Source organism: Type-D symbiont of Plautia stali, assembly GCF_001485335.1.
Lineage (GTDB): Bacteria > Pseudomonadota > Gammaproteobacteria > Enterobacterales > Enterobacteriaceae > Pantoea > Pantoea vagans_C.
On the sequence record NZ_BBOC01000021.1, the window covers coordinates 49989 to 65636 of the forward strand.

Sequence of the window (15648 nt, forward strand, 5' to 3'; positions counted from 1 at the left end):
GTTACTCCCTGTTCCGTACCCGCAGTTCGCGGTTATTCAGTTCGATAACGCTGGGATTATCCGCGTCCATCTCTGTACGCAGCAGCGTAATGCGCCAACTGTCCTTCGCCATATCCGGATAAAGGAAAAAGGCTGCCACTCCCACGGCCTGCACGTCATCCGCCAGCGGAACATCCACCGTAGTGGTGTTGCCTGGCAGCACCCTGACTGTGACCGGCGTGCCCGACAGACTCTGTGCGATCGCGGCACCATCCTGCCTGAGCAGAGTGCTGTAGCTGGCCTGAGTAAAGGCTGCCGCGTTGCGCAGCGGCCAGATACGCACTTCGACCGGCGAGGACATCTGGCCTTCATCGCTGTTCAGCGCGGCGCGGGCAGTCAGTTGCAGGTGCAGCGTCTCCACCGTCGGATAAAACACCGCCCGGCTGACGCTGGCGGCCCCTTTTTTCACACTCTGGGTCAGGCCACAGCCTGTCAGCATCAGTGCCACCGCCAGCGGCAGGGCAATACGGGACAGCGCTGATAACTTACTGTTCATCGTTACCTCCGCCATCGGCAGAAAAGACGGCAGCAGGCAGCTTAAATCCCCGCAGCTTCAGCAGGTCGAGCGGCCCGCCATAGCTCTCTGTGCGCAGAATCAGCGAGAGCGGCTGTCCGTTCCTGCCGCTCCAACTGACCCGCCAGCGGCTGCCGTCAATCTGCTCGCGACGGCTCTGGTCCAGCAGGCGTATCAGCGCCCACGGGCCGCTGAAACGCTGTGCTGTTTCCGGTGGCAGTGCGGTGTCACCGCTCTGATTGAGAGGAATGTAGCTCAGCACCGCCTGTGGGCTGGCGGTCTGCCTGTCCGGCCAGCGGAAGGACATCCATTCTGCCTGCTGGTTGAAGTATTTGAGCATGGCGTCGTCAAGCAGCAGCGTGGTTTCCATAATGCCGCGCTGCGGACGCATCTGGACGTCGAAGCGCAGGTTGGCTTCTCCCGAGGCAAAAGCCAGCCTCCCGGTACGTGATAAAAGGTTGATGGCGTTGAAAAATGCGGGACTGACAGTCAGCGTCTGCTGCGCGGAAGCTACCGGCACCCATTCATCGCCCTGTTTTTCCACCAGGCCATGTAACTGCTGGCTGACAAACTGCTCAACAACACCGCTCTGCGGAGCGATAAAATGAGCCAGCAGCGGTACAGAGGCGTCGCTGGTACTGCTGACAAACGGGTATCGCCCGCCAAAACCTTCCTGCCAGCTGTTCACCACCCGCTGCTGCCAGGCACCGTTAAGGGCCGCAGCGGCAGGCTCCATCACGCTCTGCCAGGCCTGGTCCAGCGGTTCGCTGAAGGCGGCGGCAAATCCGCTCCAGTCCTGGCCGAGGCTGGCCGCCAGCAGCGCCCCCCGGCTGCGGGCGATAGCGAGCACGCTGTCACGGCTGTTCAGCGCTTCTTGCATCAGGGAGAGCATCCCAGCCTGCGGGTCGCTGGCAGTCGTCACCTGCTGCAGCATCAGTCGAACCTGAGTGACCTGCAGCAGATAATCCTGCAGCGTCAGCCCGCCGGGTGGTGCGCTGCCGTTTTTCCGTCTTCAGCAGGCATCAGCGCCAGCAGCGGCGCGAAGGTCTGCACCACCACGTCAGCGGGTTTGCTCTCCGTGCGGCTGAGGCCGGTAACGCCTGTATCGCTGTCACCGGTGACCAGCTGTTTTGCTGAATTCAGCAGCGACTCACCTGCGGTTCGTCCCTCCTGGCCGACGCCCGCCTGCCAGCGCAGCAGTGTCAGCAGCGGCGGCAACGGCGAGCGCTGGCTGTCGCCCAGCAGGCTCAGCTGGTCGAGTGTATCGCTCAGCGTGGCACCGCGCTGCCACTGGATACTGTTAATGAATGCCAGCCATGCTGCTGCATAATCGGCGAAATAGCGCTCAGTAAGGCGGGTGCGCAGTGCCTCCTCGCTCAGCACCTTCATGGCAGCCGTTTTGCCATCGTCCAGCACCCGGTCAGTTGTTACCTGACGGCTGGCGGCCACGCGGGCAATCAGCGTTCGCACGTCCTGCTCCCAGGCCTCGCGGGTGAAAATCCCCGGCAGGGTGGCGTCAGTGTCAAGCAGGCTGTCGCCATCACGTCTGGCCATCAGGTCGCTCAGGGAAACGGCAGGATGGCGCTTCATCGCCTGCTGCAGCACCGACTGGTAGAGCGCGTTCTCGCTGTTACGCAACCCTTTCTGACTGCGCAACAGCGTGCGCACGGCGGCCACCAGCGGCGCGTTCGCACGCTGACGCCAGTCGGGATGGTAAGGCAGTTCGCGGCTGTAAAATCCCAGCATATCCGTGGAGAGCATCAGCCATTCGCCGGGACGGATACGGCTGTCCGGCGCATACCACAGTGGAACCAGCGTCTGATTAAGAAACGTGGGTTCTGCCTGCTCTGGCTGGGTCAGCATCAGGTACGCTTTCAGCTGGTCATAGGCCTCCGTCGCGCGGGTGCGGCGTTCCGGTGCATCCGGTGGCAGATCAGCGTACTGACGCAACTGTGTGGAAAGTGCTGCCATCACGGGGCTCAGCATCAGGCGCTGACTCTGCTGCTGCCAGGCGGACCACAAGCGGTGTAGTTCACGGGCATTCTGGTCCAGCCCGAAGCGCAATTGCAGCGGCGTGCCCTCGCGGGCGCGGTACAGCAACACATCAGTCCGGCGCTGCAGTTCACGCAGTTGGTGCAATTGCTCTGGCTGTGAGGCAGACGCGATCATTTGTGCCAGCAGCGCACTGTTCTCACGGACAAGGCGGGTATTCAGATACGCCGACGTCAGCATGCCCGTGCACCACAGCGCCATCGCCAGCAGCAGGCCACGAAACAGTCCGTCGCGCAGTGTCAGCCGGTCACGGCGGCCCCGGCGAATGCTGGCCTGATGCAGTACGCCGTACCATGCGGGCGACAGACTGCACTCCCGGTAACCGGCGTGCTGGCCCGGTGGTGCGGGCGGCATCATAAACAGCCCTGCGAACAGGACGCCGCTGCGTATGCCTGCCAGCGGCTGCAGGGCAGCGGTGAGCGTCACCAGCGTCCCTTCGCGGATGTCCTGCGCCAGCTGCAACAGCCAGCTCCAGCGGCGGTTGTGCTGCACCTGCGCCATGCCATCGGTTACCAGCGAGGGAGCCAGCGCTTTCAGCTCGTCAGAAATATTTTTCTGCATGCCCGGCGTCCAGCAGACGCCGGTGCTCTGACGCGGGCGATCATATTGTTCATGTTCATCCGCCCGCTGTGCCATGGCATAAACCGGCAGACGCCAGCCAAGGCGTTCTCCTGTGCGTTTCAGCTGCCGCCAGAGTGCGTGCTGCGTGTGTTCATCACGGGATGGCGTATCGGCGGCGTCGGTCACCCACAGCATTGCGCTAAGGGCACAACGTCTCCGGCGTCGTTTCAGCCAGGTGAGATCTGCATCCGCTATCTGACCGGGTTCACCACACCAGAGCAGGATGCCACGCCAGCTCACCTGCCAGCGTTCTTCCGTCAGCCCCGGCAGCAGGGCATTAACGTGTTCCGTCTGCCCGGTGACCAGCAGCCACGGTAGCCGTTTTTTGCGCCATGGCCAGAGGGACAGCGGATGTCGTTCACACAGCGGGCCAAAGACCCGCTCTGCTTCCTCTTCCTGCTTATCCGTCGGAAAACGCCAGGCAAGCAACTGCACGGCAAAGCCAAAACGGGCCACCAGCAGCCAGAGCAGAATAATTCCGGCCTGCACAATCCAGACGGTAGCCGGGTCGGTGAACCATACCGGGGCCTGAACGTGGCACAGCGCCAGTAACAGCAGGGCAACCAGCAGCCAGAACAGTGAAGCCATTTTACTCATGAGAGGATACGTCCGGGTTCAGCCATTCATCGTCCAGGCGGTAGTGCCAGAGTTTCAGCGCTAGTGGTACGGCGAACGTCAGCAGCAGGACATAAAAGATAAAGCCCCCCGCCAGCCACGGCCACAGGGCCAGGCGAACGGAGGGAGGCGGCAACAGGCCGAACAGGGTAATAAGACAGGCGGAAGCCCCCAGCCACGCCAGGGGATAGCGGGAAATCCTGTCCTGCGGCCAGGCAACGGGATCGGCTGGACGGACGCTCAGCTGCACGCAGGCGAGATTATCACCGCATGGCGTCACCACCAGCTGGCCCTGCTGGCCGGTGTCGGTGGCCGCTGCGGCCAGCGTGAGCGCCAGCACAAAACCGGAGCGGCCCTGATCGCCCACCAAAGCGGGCAGCAAATGCTGACCTTCGGCTGGCAGCGGATCCCCAGCGATATCCAGCACGGAGAGCAGCGTATTGCGGGCGCGGGGATCAAGCCCGGCATCCCATAAATGTCGGCGGTGGCCCGGTGGCAGTTGCTGCACGTCCAGCCATGCGTTAAGTTTTTTTCTGGTGCAGAGGCAGACGTCAGCAGCGGGCGGAAGAGCCAGACCGGGCGGAACGGCAGTTGTTCCGGCAGGCGCTGGTTGTGCGGTATAAACAGCAGCGCCGCGCTGAATTCGGCTGCCTTGCTGTCATCCGTGATCTGGTGCAGGCACAGCAGCAGGCGTGGAATATCGGCAGGTTCATCACACCATGTTTCCAGCAGTTCGGCCCCTGCAGGCTGAGACAGCCAGTTAAGGCGGCTGGCGGAGAGCTGACGGCCCTGCTGGCGTAGCCATGCCTGCATCAGCGCCTGACGGCAGTCCTCTTCCGGCTGACCTGCTGCACTGAGCCAGATGTCCACCACCGGAAGCGCACTGAGTGCGGGCTGCAATGGCCCCAGCAACGCAGTAAACAGCTGGCGCAGCGGAGATTCCCCGAGCATGCTGCCTTCTTCCACAGGCAAACGCAGCGTGACCGGCGGGGCCTCAGGTGGCACACCGCTTATGCCGGTGATACGCTCCATCAGCTCTGGCTCGGGAGTGACCAGATGCCAGGCTGCCAGCTTCAGGGCGCTGTGGCCCTGCGTTCTCCACTGCGCCTGCTGACGATCAAGAAACAGGTGCCGGAAATCAATTTCGCGGCGCTGATGGAGCAGATGGCTCAGCCAGAACAGCCCAAGCGCACCGGCGACCAGCAACGGCGCGGCCAGCAGCCAGAACCAGAAACGCAGGCTGGCAAAGCCACGCTCCAGCGGCCAGGTGAACAGCAGTATCACCCCGGCCACCGACACACAGACTAACGGCAGCAATACCCACATCCACCAGGCCGGAAACGCCGGGCGCGACTGACGCGCCACCGGCGGCAAAATCCATCGCATGCTTTACTCTGCTCCTGCATTCGGCAACGTGGTGCGCAACACGCAGCCGCATTTTGCCTGACATCCATCCACAATCACCGCTTTGCCGGACATGGTCCAGGTCGGGTGACCTTCAGTGACCGCCACCTGGCCGTGCTGTGGGCATGAAACCGCGTCCCCCGCCAGCATCACTTTTTTACCGTCAAACAACGCTCCAGAGGCAGTAGCAACTTTGCCGCCGTGCGAATGGGGATCGCCTAATCGAATGACTCCGCGCATTTCTTTGCCCTTTTAGTTCATTCTGTAAATATTTACTGGCGAGTAATCGTTGTTTTTATGTTTTTCATTGAGCATTCCCTTTGCTAAACCGTTCTGAAATTTCTGCGGGTAATGTCGCAGCTGTTTTATCAACACCAAAGGCATCAGAGTAAAATCCAGACATCACCATCAACACAAATGGCGTTCCGGGTTTACGCTCAGTTGTGTAGTTTTGCGATTGCGCTAATACGCTATATGTTTTTTCCTTATCAGAGGGGATAAGAATACCTGCACCTTGCAGTATGATGCTGCACTCCGGAAAGTTTTCTCGCTCAAGGTCATCTTTATCGACGGTAATAACAGTCACAAATTGTAAAGAATCATCACTGCCAACAATTGCCATATATTCGCCAGCAGCGTTTCTTTTGATATAAAGGTCTGCACTGCCCTCGATTTTATAACTACCTTGCATATCAGGACATGAAGAGTTGGCGCTTGTCGTTACGCAGCCAACCAGAAAAAATATCATCACAGTAATAAATTTAATTACGGTTTGTTGGTTCATTATGCTCATCCTTGTTTATCTGTAGACAATCCCAATTCCGGGTTGCAATGCATACGGTCCCAACCCTTGTAGTTTTTAACGTCAGGAACATGATTGGGAATGTTTTGCCAGTTGGGTTTCCAGGCAGAAATCGACCACGGTTTTTTATCGTTTACTGCATTCCATGAAATATACTGCCTGCCCCAATCAAGGCCTGAACTCCCGGGCATCAACCGGGCATTTTTCGGATTGTTATGTACATCCTTGTAGGTATAAGGAATACCTTCACCACCAGGAAGTAGACGCGGATCATCAAAAGGCTTTGAGCTCATATAGAGATCGCCTGATTTGGTCTTAATAAAGCCCTGATTGTTTACAACGGTAAAAGACACCACATCTTCTAAGGACGGCTTATCATCGCCATATCGCTCTGCTCCGCCACCCGGCATAAATCGGGCATCGTGCCATGTTTCGCCATAGTCTTTAGAAACCATTACACCTGAAACATCATAATAGGTTATCGCAATATATTTATCAGAAGGGTGGATATATTTTTTAGTAAAGACACGATAAAACTGCGATGACACTTCGCTATGGATATTACGCTGAGTGTCAGTAAACCAGAGTGCGCCTTCGCAATTAAATCCCACCAGTTCAAGATAGCGGTGATCGTCAAAGCGATATACAACCTGAGTCGGTGGCGCTTTAGGTACAGCCTGACACCCGGCAAGTACAAATAATCCGCTTAATAAAATCAGTTTCTTTTTCATTTACCCGGCTCCGCTGTGGACAGCCCTAAATCCGGATTGCACTGCATACGGTCCCAACCCTTGTAGTTTTTAACGTCAGGGACTTGATTGGGGATGTTCTGCCAGTTGGGTTTCCAGGCAAAAATCGACCACGGTTTTTTATCATTTACTGCATTCCATGAAATATACTGCCTGCCCCAATCAAGGCCTGAACTCCCGGGCATTAACCGGGCATTTTTCGGATTGTTATGTACATCCTTGTAGGTATAAGGAATACCTTCACCACCAGGAAGCAGACGCGGGTCATCAAAAGGCTTTGAGCTCATATAGAGATCGCCTGATTTGGTCTGAATAAAACCCTGATTGTTTACGACGGTAAAAGACACCACATCTTCTCTTTCCGGACTCGAGGCTCCATAGCGCTTTGCTCCCCCACCCGGCATAAAACGGGCATTATGCCAAGTCCTGCCATAGTCTTTAGATACCATTACACCCGAAATGTCGTAATAGGTTATCGCAATGTATTTTTCAGAAGGATGAATATAATTTTTAGTGAAAATTCGATAAAACTGCGATGACACTTCGCTGTGGATATGACGCTGCGTATCCGTAAACCAGAGCGCGCCTTCGCAGTTAAATCCGACCAGTTCCAGATAGCGGTGATCGTCAAAACGATAAATAACCTGAGTGGGTGGTGTTTTAGGTGCTGCCTGGCATCCGGCAAGAACCAGTAACCCGGTTAATAAAATCAGTTCCTTTTTCATCGCCATAATCCTTGTACTTAAACCAGCGGCTTGGGCATATCCCATTGCAGGACATCCACCATTGTATTTTCCATATCCCGTTTCGTTCCCGGTTGAACGCGCTGACGTGAGCCATAGTCATTCACCACGCCGAACTCGCCTGTTGGCATGGGTTTATCTCCGGTTTCCGGCTTGTTCATCAACTTTTTAAAATCATCAGGTAAGACACCTTCCTTGTAGTATCTTTCTACTTTAGGCTCAGGGTTATCCGGCCTGCGCCAGTCCGCGCTTAACAGCAAACTCTCCCAAAAATCTCTGTCTTCATAAGCATTGTTATGGCCAATCGCCAGGTCATAGGCCGTTGATTTTCGTGAAACCTCAACACTGGCCACAATGGAGGAGTGCTGGCTGAAGGAAGTATCCATGTCTATCGCTCTTTTAAGCTCCTTTTCAGTCATGCGGCGACGATAAGTGATACTCTGGGGACCGCCAGGATGGCCAGTAAAGCGTCCATCAACAATTTCCCGTTTTTCCCCCGGTTCTAGATTAATATCCTCGGCATCAAAACGAGCCTGAAGCTCAGACAGCTGTCTGTCAGTCAGCGGGCTGTTATTATTTAATCTGCCGTAAAAAGCCGGAGTATTAGGGACTGGCACACTTTTACTCTCGTCAATAAAACGCTCAGACCTCATCGCTGCTCTGGCGATTTTCGGGTCGTTACCCGACAGCTTTGCCTTGTAGTTGTCTGCTCCCTGAGCCATCAGCTTAAAATCAAAAGGCTCAGGTAAAGGCAGGCCGCTTACCGTGACGTCGGTATACGAATAGCTTGGGTTCTTTTCGGGATCGTCCGGCTGTTCCAAGGGAGGGACAAAGTGACAGCCACTTTTCTCGCCTACCCTCTGGTCTTTGCAGAACACCCGCTGGCGCAGATTGTCCCCCATCGCGCTGTAGATATTGTCGGGTATTCCCCGCCAGCCAAATCCCTGTATCGGCAACATGGACACGACCTGGTCATTGGGGCAAAAGTAGTTGTACACCATACCGAAGTTGTTGCGGCTGTAACGGGCGTCACTCCACAGGCTGTTTTGCGCTTTTAACGCCAGGCAGCCCGTATCGGTGATGCTCTGAATATAGGCAGGATCATGAGCCGGATTTCCTGGCTGATAGCGCGGGTTAGTCGCCATCAGTCGGCAGAAATTCGCCAGCGTTTTTTGCCGCCCCGAAGAGGACTGCTGGTTACCCGGAAGCGTATCTTCCAGTATCCGGCTTTCCAGCGAGTAGGGAGAATGATTCAGTACCGTACAGTCAGCAGGTTCTACGCCTTCGGCTTTGACCCACATATTGGCCAGAATGGTGATCAGCGTCCCCTGACTGTGGGCAACAATATTGATGGTATCAAATTGAGCCTGTGGGTTTTGTCTGATCGCCAGAATCAAATCCGCCAGACGCCGGGCAGCGTAAGCCTGGTAAATACGATGAGGATTCTGATATATCGGATGGCTCCAGTCCTTTTTATTCCCTCCAGGTCCCTCCCAACGCGACATCAGTTTGCCAATAATGGCGATGTTCATGCCAGCGCCCCCCGGGCCGAACATATCCGGAATACAGGTTGTGGCATTGGCGAAGGTCCCGCCGCCTTTCGCTGAAGCAGGATCGAGCCAGTTCCTCAGGTTATCAATATTGGCGTTATCGTGGTTCTTTATGATGCGGGCATCATTCTCTTTGTAGGTGTCGTAGGCCAGATCGGCAGCATTTTTATTTCTTCGCAGTTCTTCCCGGTAGCGCTGCTGGTCAGCAACAAAGGCCGCGTGTTCCACGGGTTTGTATCCCCAGTAGAATGGAATCACCGGGGAACGGTTCACTTCACCCACGCAGGTCTGATCCGTCACCGAGCAGGTTTTGGTCGATATACGCCCGTCGGCATCCGAAATCATGAACTCATGCGTTTTCCATTCATGAGGATGCAAGTCCGTTCTACCCAGACGGTCATTCAGACCAGCGCAAATTCCGGTATCCTGATTCTCATAAGCTTCACCCACATCGTTCACGCCATGCACCAGAATGACGATGCAGGGTAGAGGGGGTTTACACGCACAGTTTTGAACGGTCATCTCACCACTGTCAGCGGGACGACACACATCGTTCTTAGATAAAAATTTTGGATTGCGCTTATCATCTTTCATGGCTTCACTCCTTTGACGAGCTCAAGGGCCGCATTTTCCAGCTCATGCATGCTCAGTAGCTGAGACTCTCCGTTCTCATCCGTAATACCTTCAAGTACCGAACCGTCCTGACGGTGAATGCGGAACTTTTGATTTTTGAGAATATGTTCAGGGTCACCCTCCATATGCAGTCGGTACTTCAGTGCATACTCTCCTTCCTTAAACGACGGCATGGCCTGGTTGATACTGTCGCCACCCTGGTAGACCAGATTCGGCGTTTTCTGCACAATACGGGTCGGCCCCAGCTCTTCAATCACACCATCTTTAATGCGAATACCGGCCCCACCGCACATCAACAACAGCTCCTGTTTGGCATTCAGCACAATCCGGCCATTGGTACTGGTTACCTGCATATCCGCGAATGAGGTCAGCTCCATCTGGCCCTTCTGCGCCTGAATCTGCACTTTGCCCGCAGCGGCAATCAGCTTCATGCCGAGCTTATGGGCAAACAGTGATACCATCTGACCTGCGGCAACGGAGAACTGGCGGAAGACGCTGAAGCTGGCATCCTGCCCGGCGGTGGCAATCAGGTTTTTACCTGCGGTGTGCTGTAGGGATTCTGGCGTGGTCTGTGCGATCCCGGCTTCGCCATGTACCAGCACGCCAGGTTCTTTTAAGGTGTTTAAAGAAATGTTTAACGCCTGCTGGGCGGCAGTACCTGCCGGTGATGCCTGCGCCATAGAGGCTGTCTGCTCCAGCGTTTTAGCCAGCGCCAGCGCCTTTTCCAGTTGCGCAATGGTTGCGGTCATATCCAGCTGCTGACCTTCCGCTTTAGGCCGGGCCTCGCTGGTGAGCAGTACGCCTCTGGCACCGCGCAAAGCAATATGAGCATCGGTACGCAGCTCGGCGCCTTCACCGCGCAGCGCCTTTTCTTTATCAACCAGGCTACCGAGGTTCAGCTCACTGATACCGGAGTGCGGAGTACTGAGCCGGATAAACTCATGCCCGCGCCAGTCATCCATCAGCAGGGTGTTCTGCGCCGGGGTCAGCAGAATGTTACGTTTGTGGTTCTGCTGGGCAACATGGTCAGCATGGCGTGAATCGTGCATGACATGGGCGATATACGGGCGATCAATATCACCGCTTTCAAAGCCAACCATTACACCAGTGCCATCCATTAACGGCCAGTGGAAGCCGTATTCTCCCCCTGCATAAGGTTTTGCCAGGCGTATCCAGCAGCTTTCAAAACCCTTCTGCCACTCACCCCGGTCAAGATCGAAGCGAATGCGATAACGGCCCTGAGTATCAATGTGGGAGTAGGTATCATTTTCCTGCGTTGATGATACGCGGGCAGGCAAGGTTCCGCTGATGGTCGGCCAAGAGAGTTCTTCTGGTCGCCATGTGAAATCACGACTCCAGGGAACAGCCGTGAACGTGATGAAATAAGCGGAATCGCGGGAGATATTCTCGCAATCAGTGCTGACGACCAGTAACCCTTCTGGCGCATCTGGCCACGCCTTACCTGGGGTCGTGATGATCATCCCCGGGCGCAGCGTCATGCAGTTGGATTTACCCTCAAACGTCACCAGCTTACTGAGATGACGTTCACTGCGGATACCTGCATACCAGATGCCCTGGCCGGGTTGCTCCTCATACGCTTTTCCGGCATCGGGATAATGCTCCGCCCAGCGATGGTCAGTGCCACGTAATGCTCGATATTCCTCGCTGGTGCGGGCTTCCGCTTTCATATCGCTTTGTGCGCTGCGGTAGTTGTCATCATTGACGCCGACCTGCTTCGGCACGGCATTGCGAACTACATGCATATCCCAGACCGATTCCAGGCCACCGTCAAACAGCCCGGAAGGATGTCGGAAAGGTATTGCCGGACCTTTTATCCAGCCCTGCGCGTGATCGGTGAAGATAATGGCATCTTCATTGCTTTCTTCATCATACTGACGATAGAACGACACACCGGCATCCGACAGACGTCTGGCGATATGCGCATAATCGGACTCTTCGTACTGCATCATAAAGTCACGTAGCGGATAGCGGGTGTTGAGCTTCAGGACAAAGCCCAACCGGTCAATCAGATGATTTTCCAGCGTCTTTTCAGTCAGACTGATAATGCTGTCATTGAGGTAAACTGCGCTGTTGCGCCCCTGCGTCATGCGCACCATCTTGTGTTCAAGCACAACGCTGTAGTGGGTCTGGTCGGCGCTGGTATTGTGCTGACGGAATTGCGTGATGATGCCAGGCACGATGCGCGGAGTGAGTTTTTCCCAGGGTTTGCCATCCGGATACATCAACAATTCAGCAGAGTAGTTGATCAGCAGCGTCGCAGGGATATCGCGGGTGGTGCTGGTAAATTCAACCTCATACCGGGGGATCTGACTCAGCGCTTCACTGCCGCTGAATTTCAACACCGAAATCTGAATATCCGGGCGCTCCTGGCTGAGTTTTTTCAGACGGAGTTGGTAATGGTTACAAGCTCCGTATTTACCACTCTCAATGATGTAATCCGCAATTCCCATGGTTTCCCTTCCCTTTTATCCCTGTTTCAACCCAGTCACTGAGTCAGTAAAAACAACCTCAATCCACCCCACAATCCCGCAGTGAGTAAAAGCAGTGAAACAAATGCCATCTGCGGCGAGCGCCACCACTGCATTTCTGCAGGGCCGCTACAGCGAACGATGTCCCGATGAGCGTCCGTTTTCGCGACTTCTGGTAATCGCTTTTCCAGTTGCTGTAGTAGTGACTGGCGTTCAGTGTCGTTTCCAACCCGATATTTACCTGAATAGCCAAACTTCAGCATGCGTTGATAGCAGACCAGTAAGGTTTCTGAGGGTGCTGGTTCGCGCAGCAGATTTTGATGTGTTCGTAGAAATGCTCGCCACCATTGAGATGCCCAAGAAAGTGGCCTTGCAAAGGTGTGCGCCTCCACCAGGCTGAAATATCAGCGCCCGGAATGGTCATGATCAGTTCGTCGAGAAAGACGCAATGGGCAAATTTGATTTCGTCGCAGAGAGGGCCTGGCGCACCGGCTGTATTGAGTTGGTCCTGGACCTGATGGACCATGCTAAAGCAACGCTGGTAGAGCGCATCATCAACCGTGATGGATTGTCCGTTACGGACAGCAAGCGCCAGCAGCCAGGTATCCTGCATTAGTGTATCGAGGGTAGAAATTGTTACGTGGGAATCTTGAGAAATCATTGGCACCATCCTGGTGTTATCTGAGCGTTGTTAATCCTTTAACGCTGTTTGAATTTTAGGAGTTAAGACTGTTTGCACTACCCTTTGTGATGGCTGACAGATGACGCTGGAGCCTTTATCCACTAAGCCCCATCAAGGCCACACTGGTAGAGATACTATTACCTAGGGTGACAGTTAATCAAGTAAACAGTATGAAAACCTGATCTAAGTCGAATTTACGCTCCAAAAATTAGATCCATTTAATTGTTTATTTTTGTACTGACTACAGCCTTGTCCTGCCCCAACATTGTTAGCCTGAGCAGAATTGCTGAAGCTCCTCTACGTAGCAGACAAGGCTGAATTTCATCTGATTGCTCCCTACGAGCGAATAGAAGAGACGGTACCCAAATGGCAACCGGTCGCAAAACGTAGGTAGGTTCCAATACAGCGAATCAAGTAGCCTTTAACAAGGGTGGCGTTATAGGGCCGAGTCGACGCTCACGAATTAATGGCGATGAATAAATGCCGCCGCTGTATCCAATGCATGACGCGTAGCATCCAACTGGATATCCCGCTGGAACACGTGGTGCATGCCGTCATATATATCCAGTTTCACCGCACCGCCTGGTTCCGCGGCTTTGCTCGCCAGACGAGTAGCATCATCCAGCAGCAACTCCTCGCTCCCGACCTGAATTAACAAAGGTGGCAATGCAGCAGCATTTGCGAACAGCGGGGATGCACGTTGATCTTGCGCATCATGGCCCTGCAAATAGCCTTTGGCGGTATCCTGCAGTATTGCGGGCTGGAAAATCGGATCGCGCATCTCTGGATCGTTAAACGATGCGCCGCTAAAAGTCAGATCGGTCCAAGGCGAAAACACCGCCGCCGAACGGATAGACGCGGCCAGTTGCGGATATTGCAGCGCCACCAATGCCAGCGCCCCACCCGCTGAATCCCCTACCAGAGTGATTTGAGTGATCCCACTGCTGATGAGTCCTTCCAGCACTTCAACCACCTTCTCTGGTGCCGCCGGGAAGGGATGTTCCGGTGCCAACGAATAGTCCAGCACGAAGGTTGAATAGCCGGTACGCGCCGCCAGTTGACTGGCAAAGCCGCGATACGCCTGCGCGCTACCCAGCATATAAGCGCCGCCGTGAATGAATACGATCACACGTTCGCTGCGCGCGGCCTGAGGATGCAGCCACCAACCAGAGGCATCGGTTTGCTCCATGCGCACACCGTCCGCCAGAGGCGTTTGAGCGCACATCGCGTCATAGTATTCACGCATCGAACCCGTAAAGTTGCTGCGATGGTCCTGCAGTTCAGCCAGCGATTGTGCGACCTGATGACGGTCATGCGCGGTTAAAGGATGTCTGGTCATGTTCATGATGTTCTCCAACGTGTTTGGGTGTGGAGCCACGTTAAGCCATTCCCATTTCGGCAACTAGCTGGCTTAATGGAATACCATCTATTCCAGACTGGACTTCATATGGACCGACTTGATGCCATCCGACTGTTTTTGCGCGTGGTAGAGTGCGGCAGCTTTTCCGCCGCTGCCAAAGAAGCGGGCGTCGGCCAGTCTGCCGTCAGTAAACAGGTCGCCGCGCTGGAGAGCCAGTTCAACCAGCAACTCCTGAAGCGCTCATCCCGAGGCATCGCCTTAACCGAAGCGGGCAAAGCCTTCTACGACGGCGCAGTGCGCCTGCGCGATGAGTTTGAGCAGCTGGAAACCCGCGTGAAGTTCGGTGCGGATGAGGCGGCAGGCACGCTGCGCATCTCCGTCGCGCCGGTGTTTGGTCGCTTCTACATAGTGCCCCGCTTACCTGCCCTGCTTGAACGCCACCCCGCGCTTAACATCGAACTGCGTGTCTCTGAACGACATGTGAATCTGATAGAAGAGAATATCGATGTCACCATCCGTCACGGCGAATTGCAAGATTCGGCGCTGACGCAACGCAAGCTGGCGGAAAGCCCATTGATCACGCTGGCCAGCCCGGAATACCTTGCGAAGCATGGTGCCCCCACCTCACCCGCTGAGTTGAGCGGACATCAGTGCATTGCCTTCAATGGCGGACGCGGTGTGCATCCGTGGCGGTTTTTAGATGGACACGGAAAACCGTTTACGCTGATGCCTCAGGGACGGTTTCAAAGCAATGACGGTGAACAGCAACGTGCTGCTGCATTAGCTGGGATGGGCATTACGCAGTTCCCGGCGTGGCTGGCTGGACCGGATTTGGCGTCTGGGGCGTTGGTGCCGGTGTTAAGGGAGTTTGCGGTGGGGTCGATGCCGATAAGCGCAGTGTTCGCGACAAAGCAGATGACGAACAGTAAGGTGAGAGTGTTTGTGGAGTATTTGCTGGGGACGTTGCGGGAAGATTTGCCGCTGGGGGTTGGGGAGTGAATAAGGGGGATGGAGAATGAATCGGGAGGTGAGCGTGGAACCCACATTGCAGCAGGTGATCGATTTTGTGCGTGAGATTTCAGGGGATGTTAAGTCGGTGATTACCGAGGATACTCGGCTGGAAGCGGATTTGGGGATTGCTGGGGACGACGGAATTGAGCTGCTGGAAGAGGCAGAGAAGCGGTTTGGGGTTTCGTTTGTGACTGAGGGGAGATCGTTTAAGGAAACGTTTGGGTTGGGCGAGAATGAGTATCTTTTTACTGCTGAGGGGCTGGATTTATTCGGGGTGGGTCGGTTGATTGGGTGGTTGAAGAAGGAGCCGCGGGCGGTGGTGCGGGATATTACGGTTGGTGAGCTGTGGCGGGTGTTGAGGGGAGCGAATGTTTAATACAATTC

At 55.3% G+C, this 15648-nt stretch carries 14 protein-coding genes and 1 pseudogene; 2 read left to right on the forward strand and 13 right to left on the reverse strand.

All coding sequences use genetic code 11. The features are described 5' to 3' along the window. Position 1: 1 nt before the first annotated feature. The 13 genes and pseudogenes from tssJ to PSSD_RS09125 all read right to left on the reverse strand — a co-directional run bounded on the left by tssJ (position 2) and on the right by PSSD_RS09125 (position 14238). Complete coding sequence (gene tssJ / locus PSSD_RS09065; RefSeq protein ID WP_058970783.1) at positions 2–535, reverse strand: type VI secretion system lipoprotein TssJ; 534 nt, start codon at positions 533–535, stop codon at positions 2–4. After that, positions 525–1487, reverse strand: coding sequence for a type VI secretion IcmF C-terminal domain-containing protein (locus PSSD_RS09070; protein WP_058970785.1), 963 nt, complete (start codon positions 1485–1487; stop codon positions 525–527). Before PSSD_RS09070 ends, tssJ begins: the two co-directional genes overlap by 11 nt. A 41-nt stretch (positions 1488–1528) precedes the next feature. Further along, positions 1529–3814 (reverse strand): ImcF-related family protein, encoded by a 2286-nt coding sequence (locus PSSD_RS09075; RefSeq protein WP_058970788.1) that lies wholly within the window; start codon positions 3812–3814, stop codon positions 1529–1531. A 1-nt stretch (position 3815) separates the two neighbouring features. Continuing rightward, positions 3816–4223, reverse strand: a complete 408-nt coding sequence (locus tag PSSD_RS27725; protein WP_167347663.1) for a hypothetical protein — start codon at positions 4221–4223, stop codon at positions 3816–3818. Beyond that, entirely contained in the window at positions 4118–5227 is a 1110-nt protein-coding gene (locus tag PSSD_RS09085; RefSeq protein ID WP_058970793.1) for a KPHS_23130 family T6SS system protein, read from the reverse strand. Before PSSD_RS09085 ends, PSSD_RS27725 begins: the two co-directional genes overlap by 106 nt. Before the next feature lie 3 nt (positions 5228–5230). Further along, the gene (locus tag PSSD_RS09090; protein WP_058970796.1) at positions 5231–5485 is read right to left on the reverse strand and encodes a PAAR domain-containing protein; all 255 of its coding nucleotides are present in this window, start codon (positions 5483–5485) and stop codon (positions 5231–5233) included. A 64-nt stretch (positions 5486–5549) separates the two neighbouring features. Then, complete coding sequence (locus PSSD_RS09095) at positions 5550–6029, reverse strand: hypothetical protein (RefSeq protein ID WP_058970798.1); 480 nt, start codon at positions 6027–6029, stop codon at positions 5550–5552. Between the two features lie 5 nt (positions 6030–6034). Beyond that, positions 6035–6778 (reverse strand): T6SS immunity protein Tli3 family protein, encoded by a 744-nt coding sequence (locus PSSD_RS09100; RefSeq protein WP_058970801.1) that lies wholly within the window; start codon positions 6776–6778, stop codon positions 6035–6037. Next, positions 6775–7521 carry a T6SS immunity protein Tli3 family protein gene (locus PSSD_RS09105; RefSeq protein ID WP_082672299.1) on the reverse strand — a complete coding sequence of 249 codons (747 nt, stop codon included), beginning with the start codon at positions 7519–7521 and terminating at the stop codon, positions 6775–6777. The genes PSSD_RS09100 and PSSD_RS09105 overlap by 4 nt, the downstream gene beginning before the upstream one ends. A gap of 17 nt (positions 7522–7538) precedes the next feature. After that, on the reverse strand, positions 7539–9683 hold the full coding sequence (locus tag PSSD_RS09110) for a T6SS effector phospholipase Tle3 domain-containing protein (protein ID WP_058970807.1): 2145 nt from the start codon (positions 9681–9683) through the stop codon (positions 7539–7541). Next, positions 9680–12193 (reverse strand): DUF2345 domain-containing protein, encoded by a 2514-nt coding sequence (locus tag PSSD_RS09115; protein ID WP_058970810.1) that lies wholly within the window; start codon positions 12191–12193, stop codon positions 9680–9682. The genes PSSD_RS09110 and PSSD_RS09115 overlap by 4 nt, the downstream gene beginning before the upstream one ends. A gap of 35 nt (positions 12194–12228) precedes the next feature. Beyond that, positions 12229–12881: pseudogene (gene tssL, locus PSSD_RS28430) on the reverse strand (type VI secretion system protein TssL, short form). Positions 12882–13356: 475 nt separating this feature from the next. Next, entirely contained in the window at positions 13357–14238 is an 882-nt protein-coding gene (locus PSSD_RS09125) for an alpha/beta hydrolase (protein ID WP_058970816.1), read from the reverse strand. Positions 14239–14340: 102 nt separating this feature from the next. Here PSSD_RS09125 and PSSD_RS09130 point away from each other — a divergent pair, with 102 nt between their 5' ends. Both PSSD_RS09130 and PSSD_RS09135 read left to right on the forward strand, forming a co-directional pair. Continuing rightward, entirely contained in the window at positions 14341–15252 is a 912-nt protein-coding gene (locus tag PSSD_RS09130) for a LysR family transcriptional regulator (RefSeq protein ID WP_058970819.1), read from the forward strand. A 34-nt stretch (positions 15253–15286) separates the two neighbouring features. Further along, complete coding sequence (locus PSSD_RS09135; RefSeq protein ID WP_058970833.1) at positions 15287–15640, forward strand: DUF1493 family protein; 354 nt, start codon at positions 15287–15289, stop codon at positions 15638–15640. Positions 15641–15648: the final 8 nt, after the last annotated feature.

Coding starts and splice junctions, on each gene's coding strand:
- tssJ (WP_058970783.1), bottom strand. CDS start 535: ATGAACAGTAAGTTATCAGCGCTGTCCCGTATTGCCCTGCCGCTGGCG.
- PSSD_RS09070 (WP_058970785.1), bottom strand. CDS start 1,487: ATGCTGCAGCAGGTGACGACTGCCAGCGACCCGCAGGCTGGGATGCTC.
- PSSD_RS09075 (WP_058970788.1), bottom strand. CDS start 3,814: ATGGCTTCACTGTTCTGGCTGCTGGTTGCCCTGCTGTTACTGGCGCTG.
- PSSD_RS09085 (WP_058970793.1), bottom strand. CDS start 5,227: ATGCGATGGATTTTGCCGCCGGTGGCGCGTCAGTCGCGCCCGGCGTTT.
- PSSD_RS09090 (WP_058970796.1), bottom strand. CDS start 5,485: ATGCGCGGAGTCATTCGATTAGGCGATCCCCATTCGCACGGCGGCAAA.
- PSSD_RS09095 (WP_058970798.1), bottom strand. CDS start 6,029: ATGAACCAACAAACCGTAATTAAATTTATTACTGTGATGATATTTTTT.
- PSSD_RS09100 (WP_058970801.1), bottom strand. CDS start 6,778: ATGAAAAAGAAACTGATTTTATTAAGCGGATTATTTGTACTTGCCGGG.
- PSSD_RS09105 (WP_082672299.1), bottom strand. CDS start 7,521: ATGAAAAAGGAACTGATTTTATTAACCGGGTTACTGGTTCTTGCCGGA.
- PSSD_RS09110 (WP_058970807.1), bottom strand. CDS start 9,683: ATGAAAGATGATAAGCGCAATCCAAAATTTTTATCTAAGAACGATGTG.
- PSSD_RS09115 (WP_058970810.1), bottom strand. CDS start 12,193: ATGGGAATTGCGGATTACATCATTGAGAGTGGTAAATACGGAGCTTGT.
- PSSD_RS09125 (WP_058970816.1), bottom strand. CDS start 14,238: ATGAACATGACCAGACATCCTTTAACCGCGCATGACCGTCATCAGGTC.
- PSSD_RS09130 (WP_058970819.1), top strand. CDS start 14,341: ATGGACCGACTTGATGCCATCCGACTGTTTTTGCGCGTGGTAGAGTGC.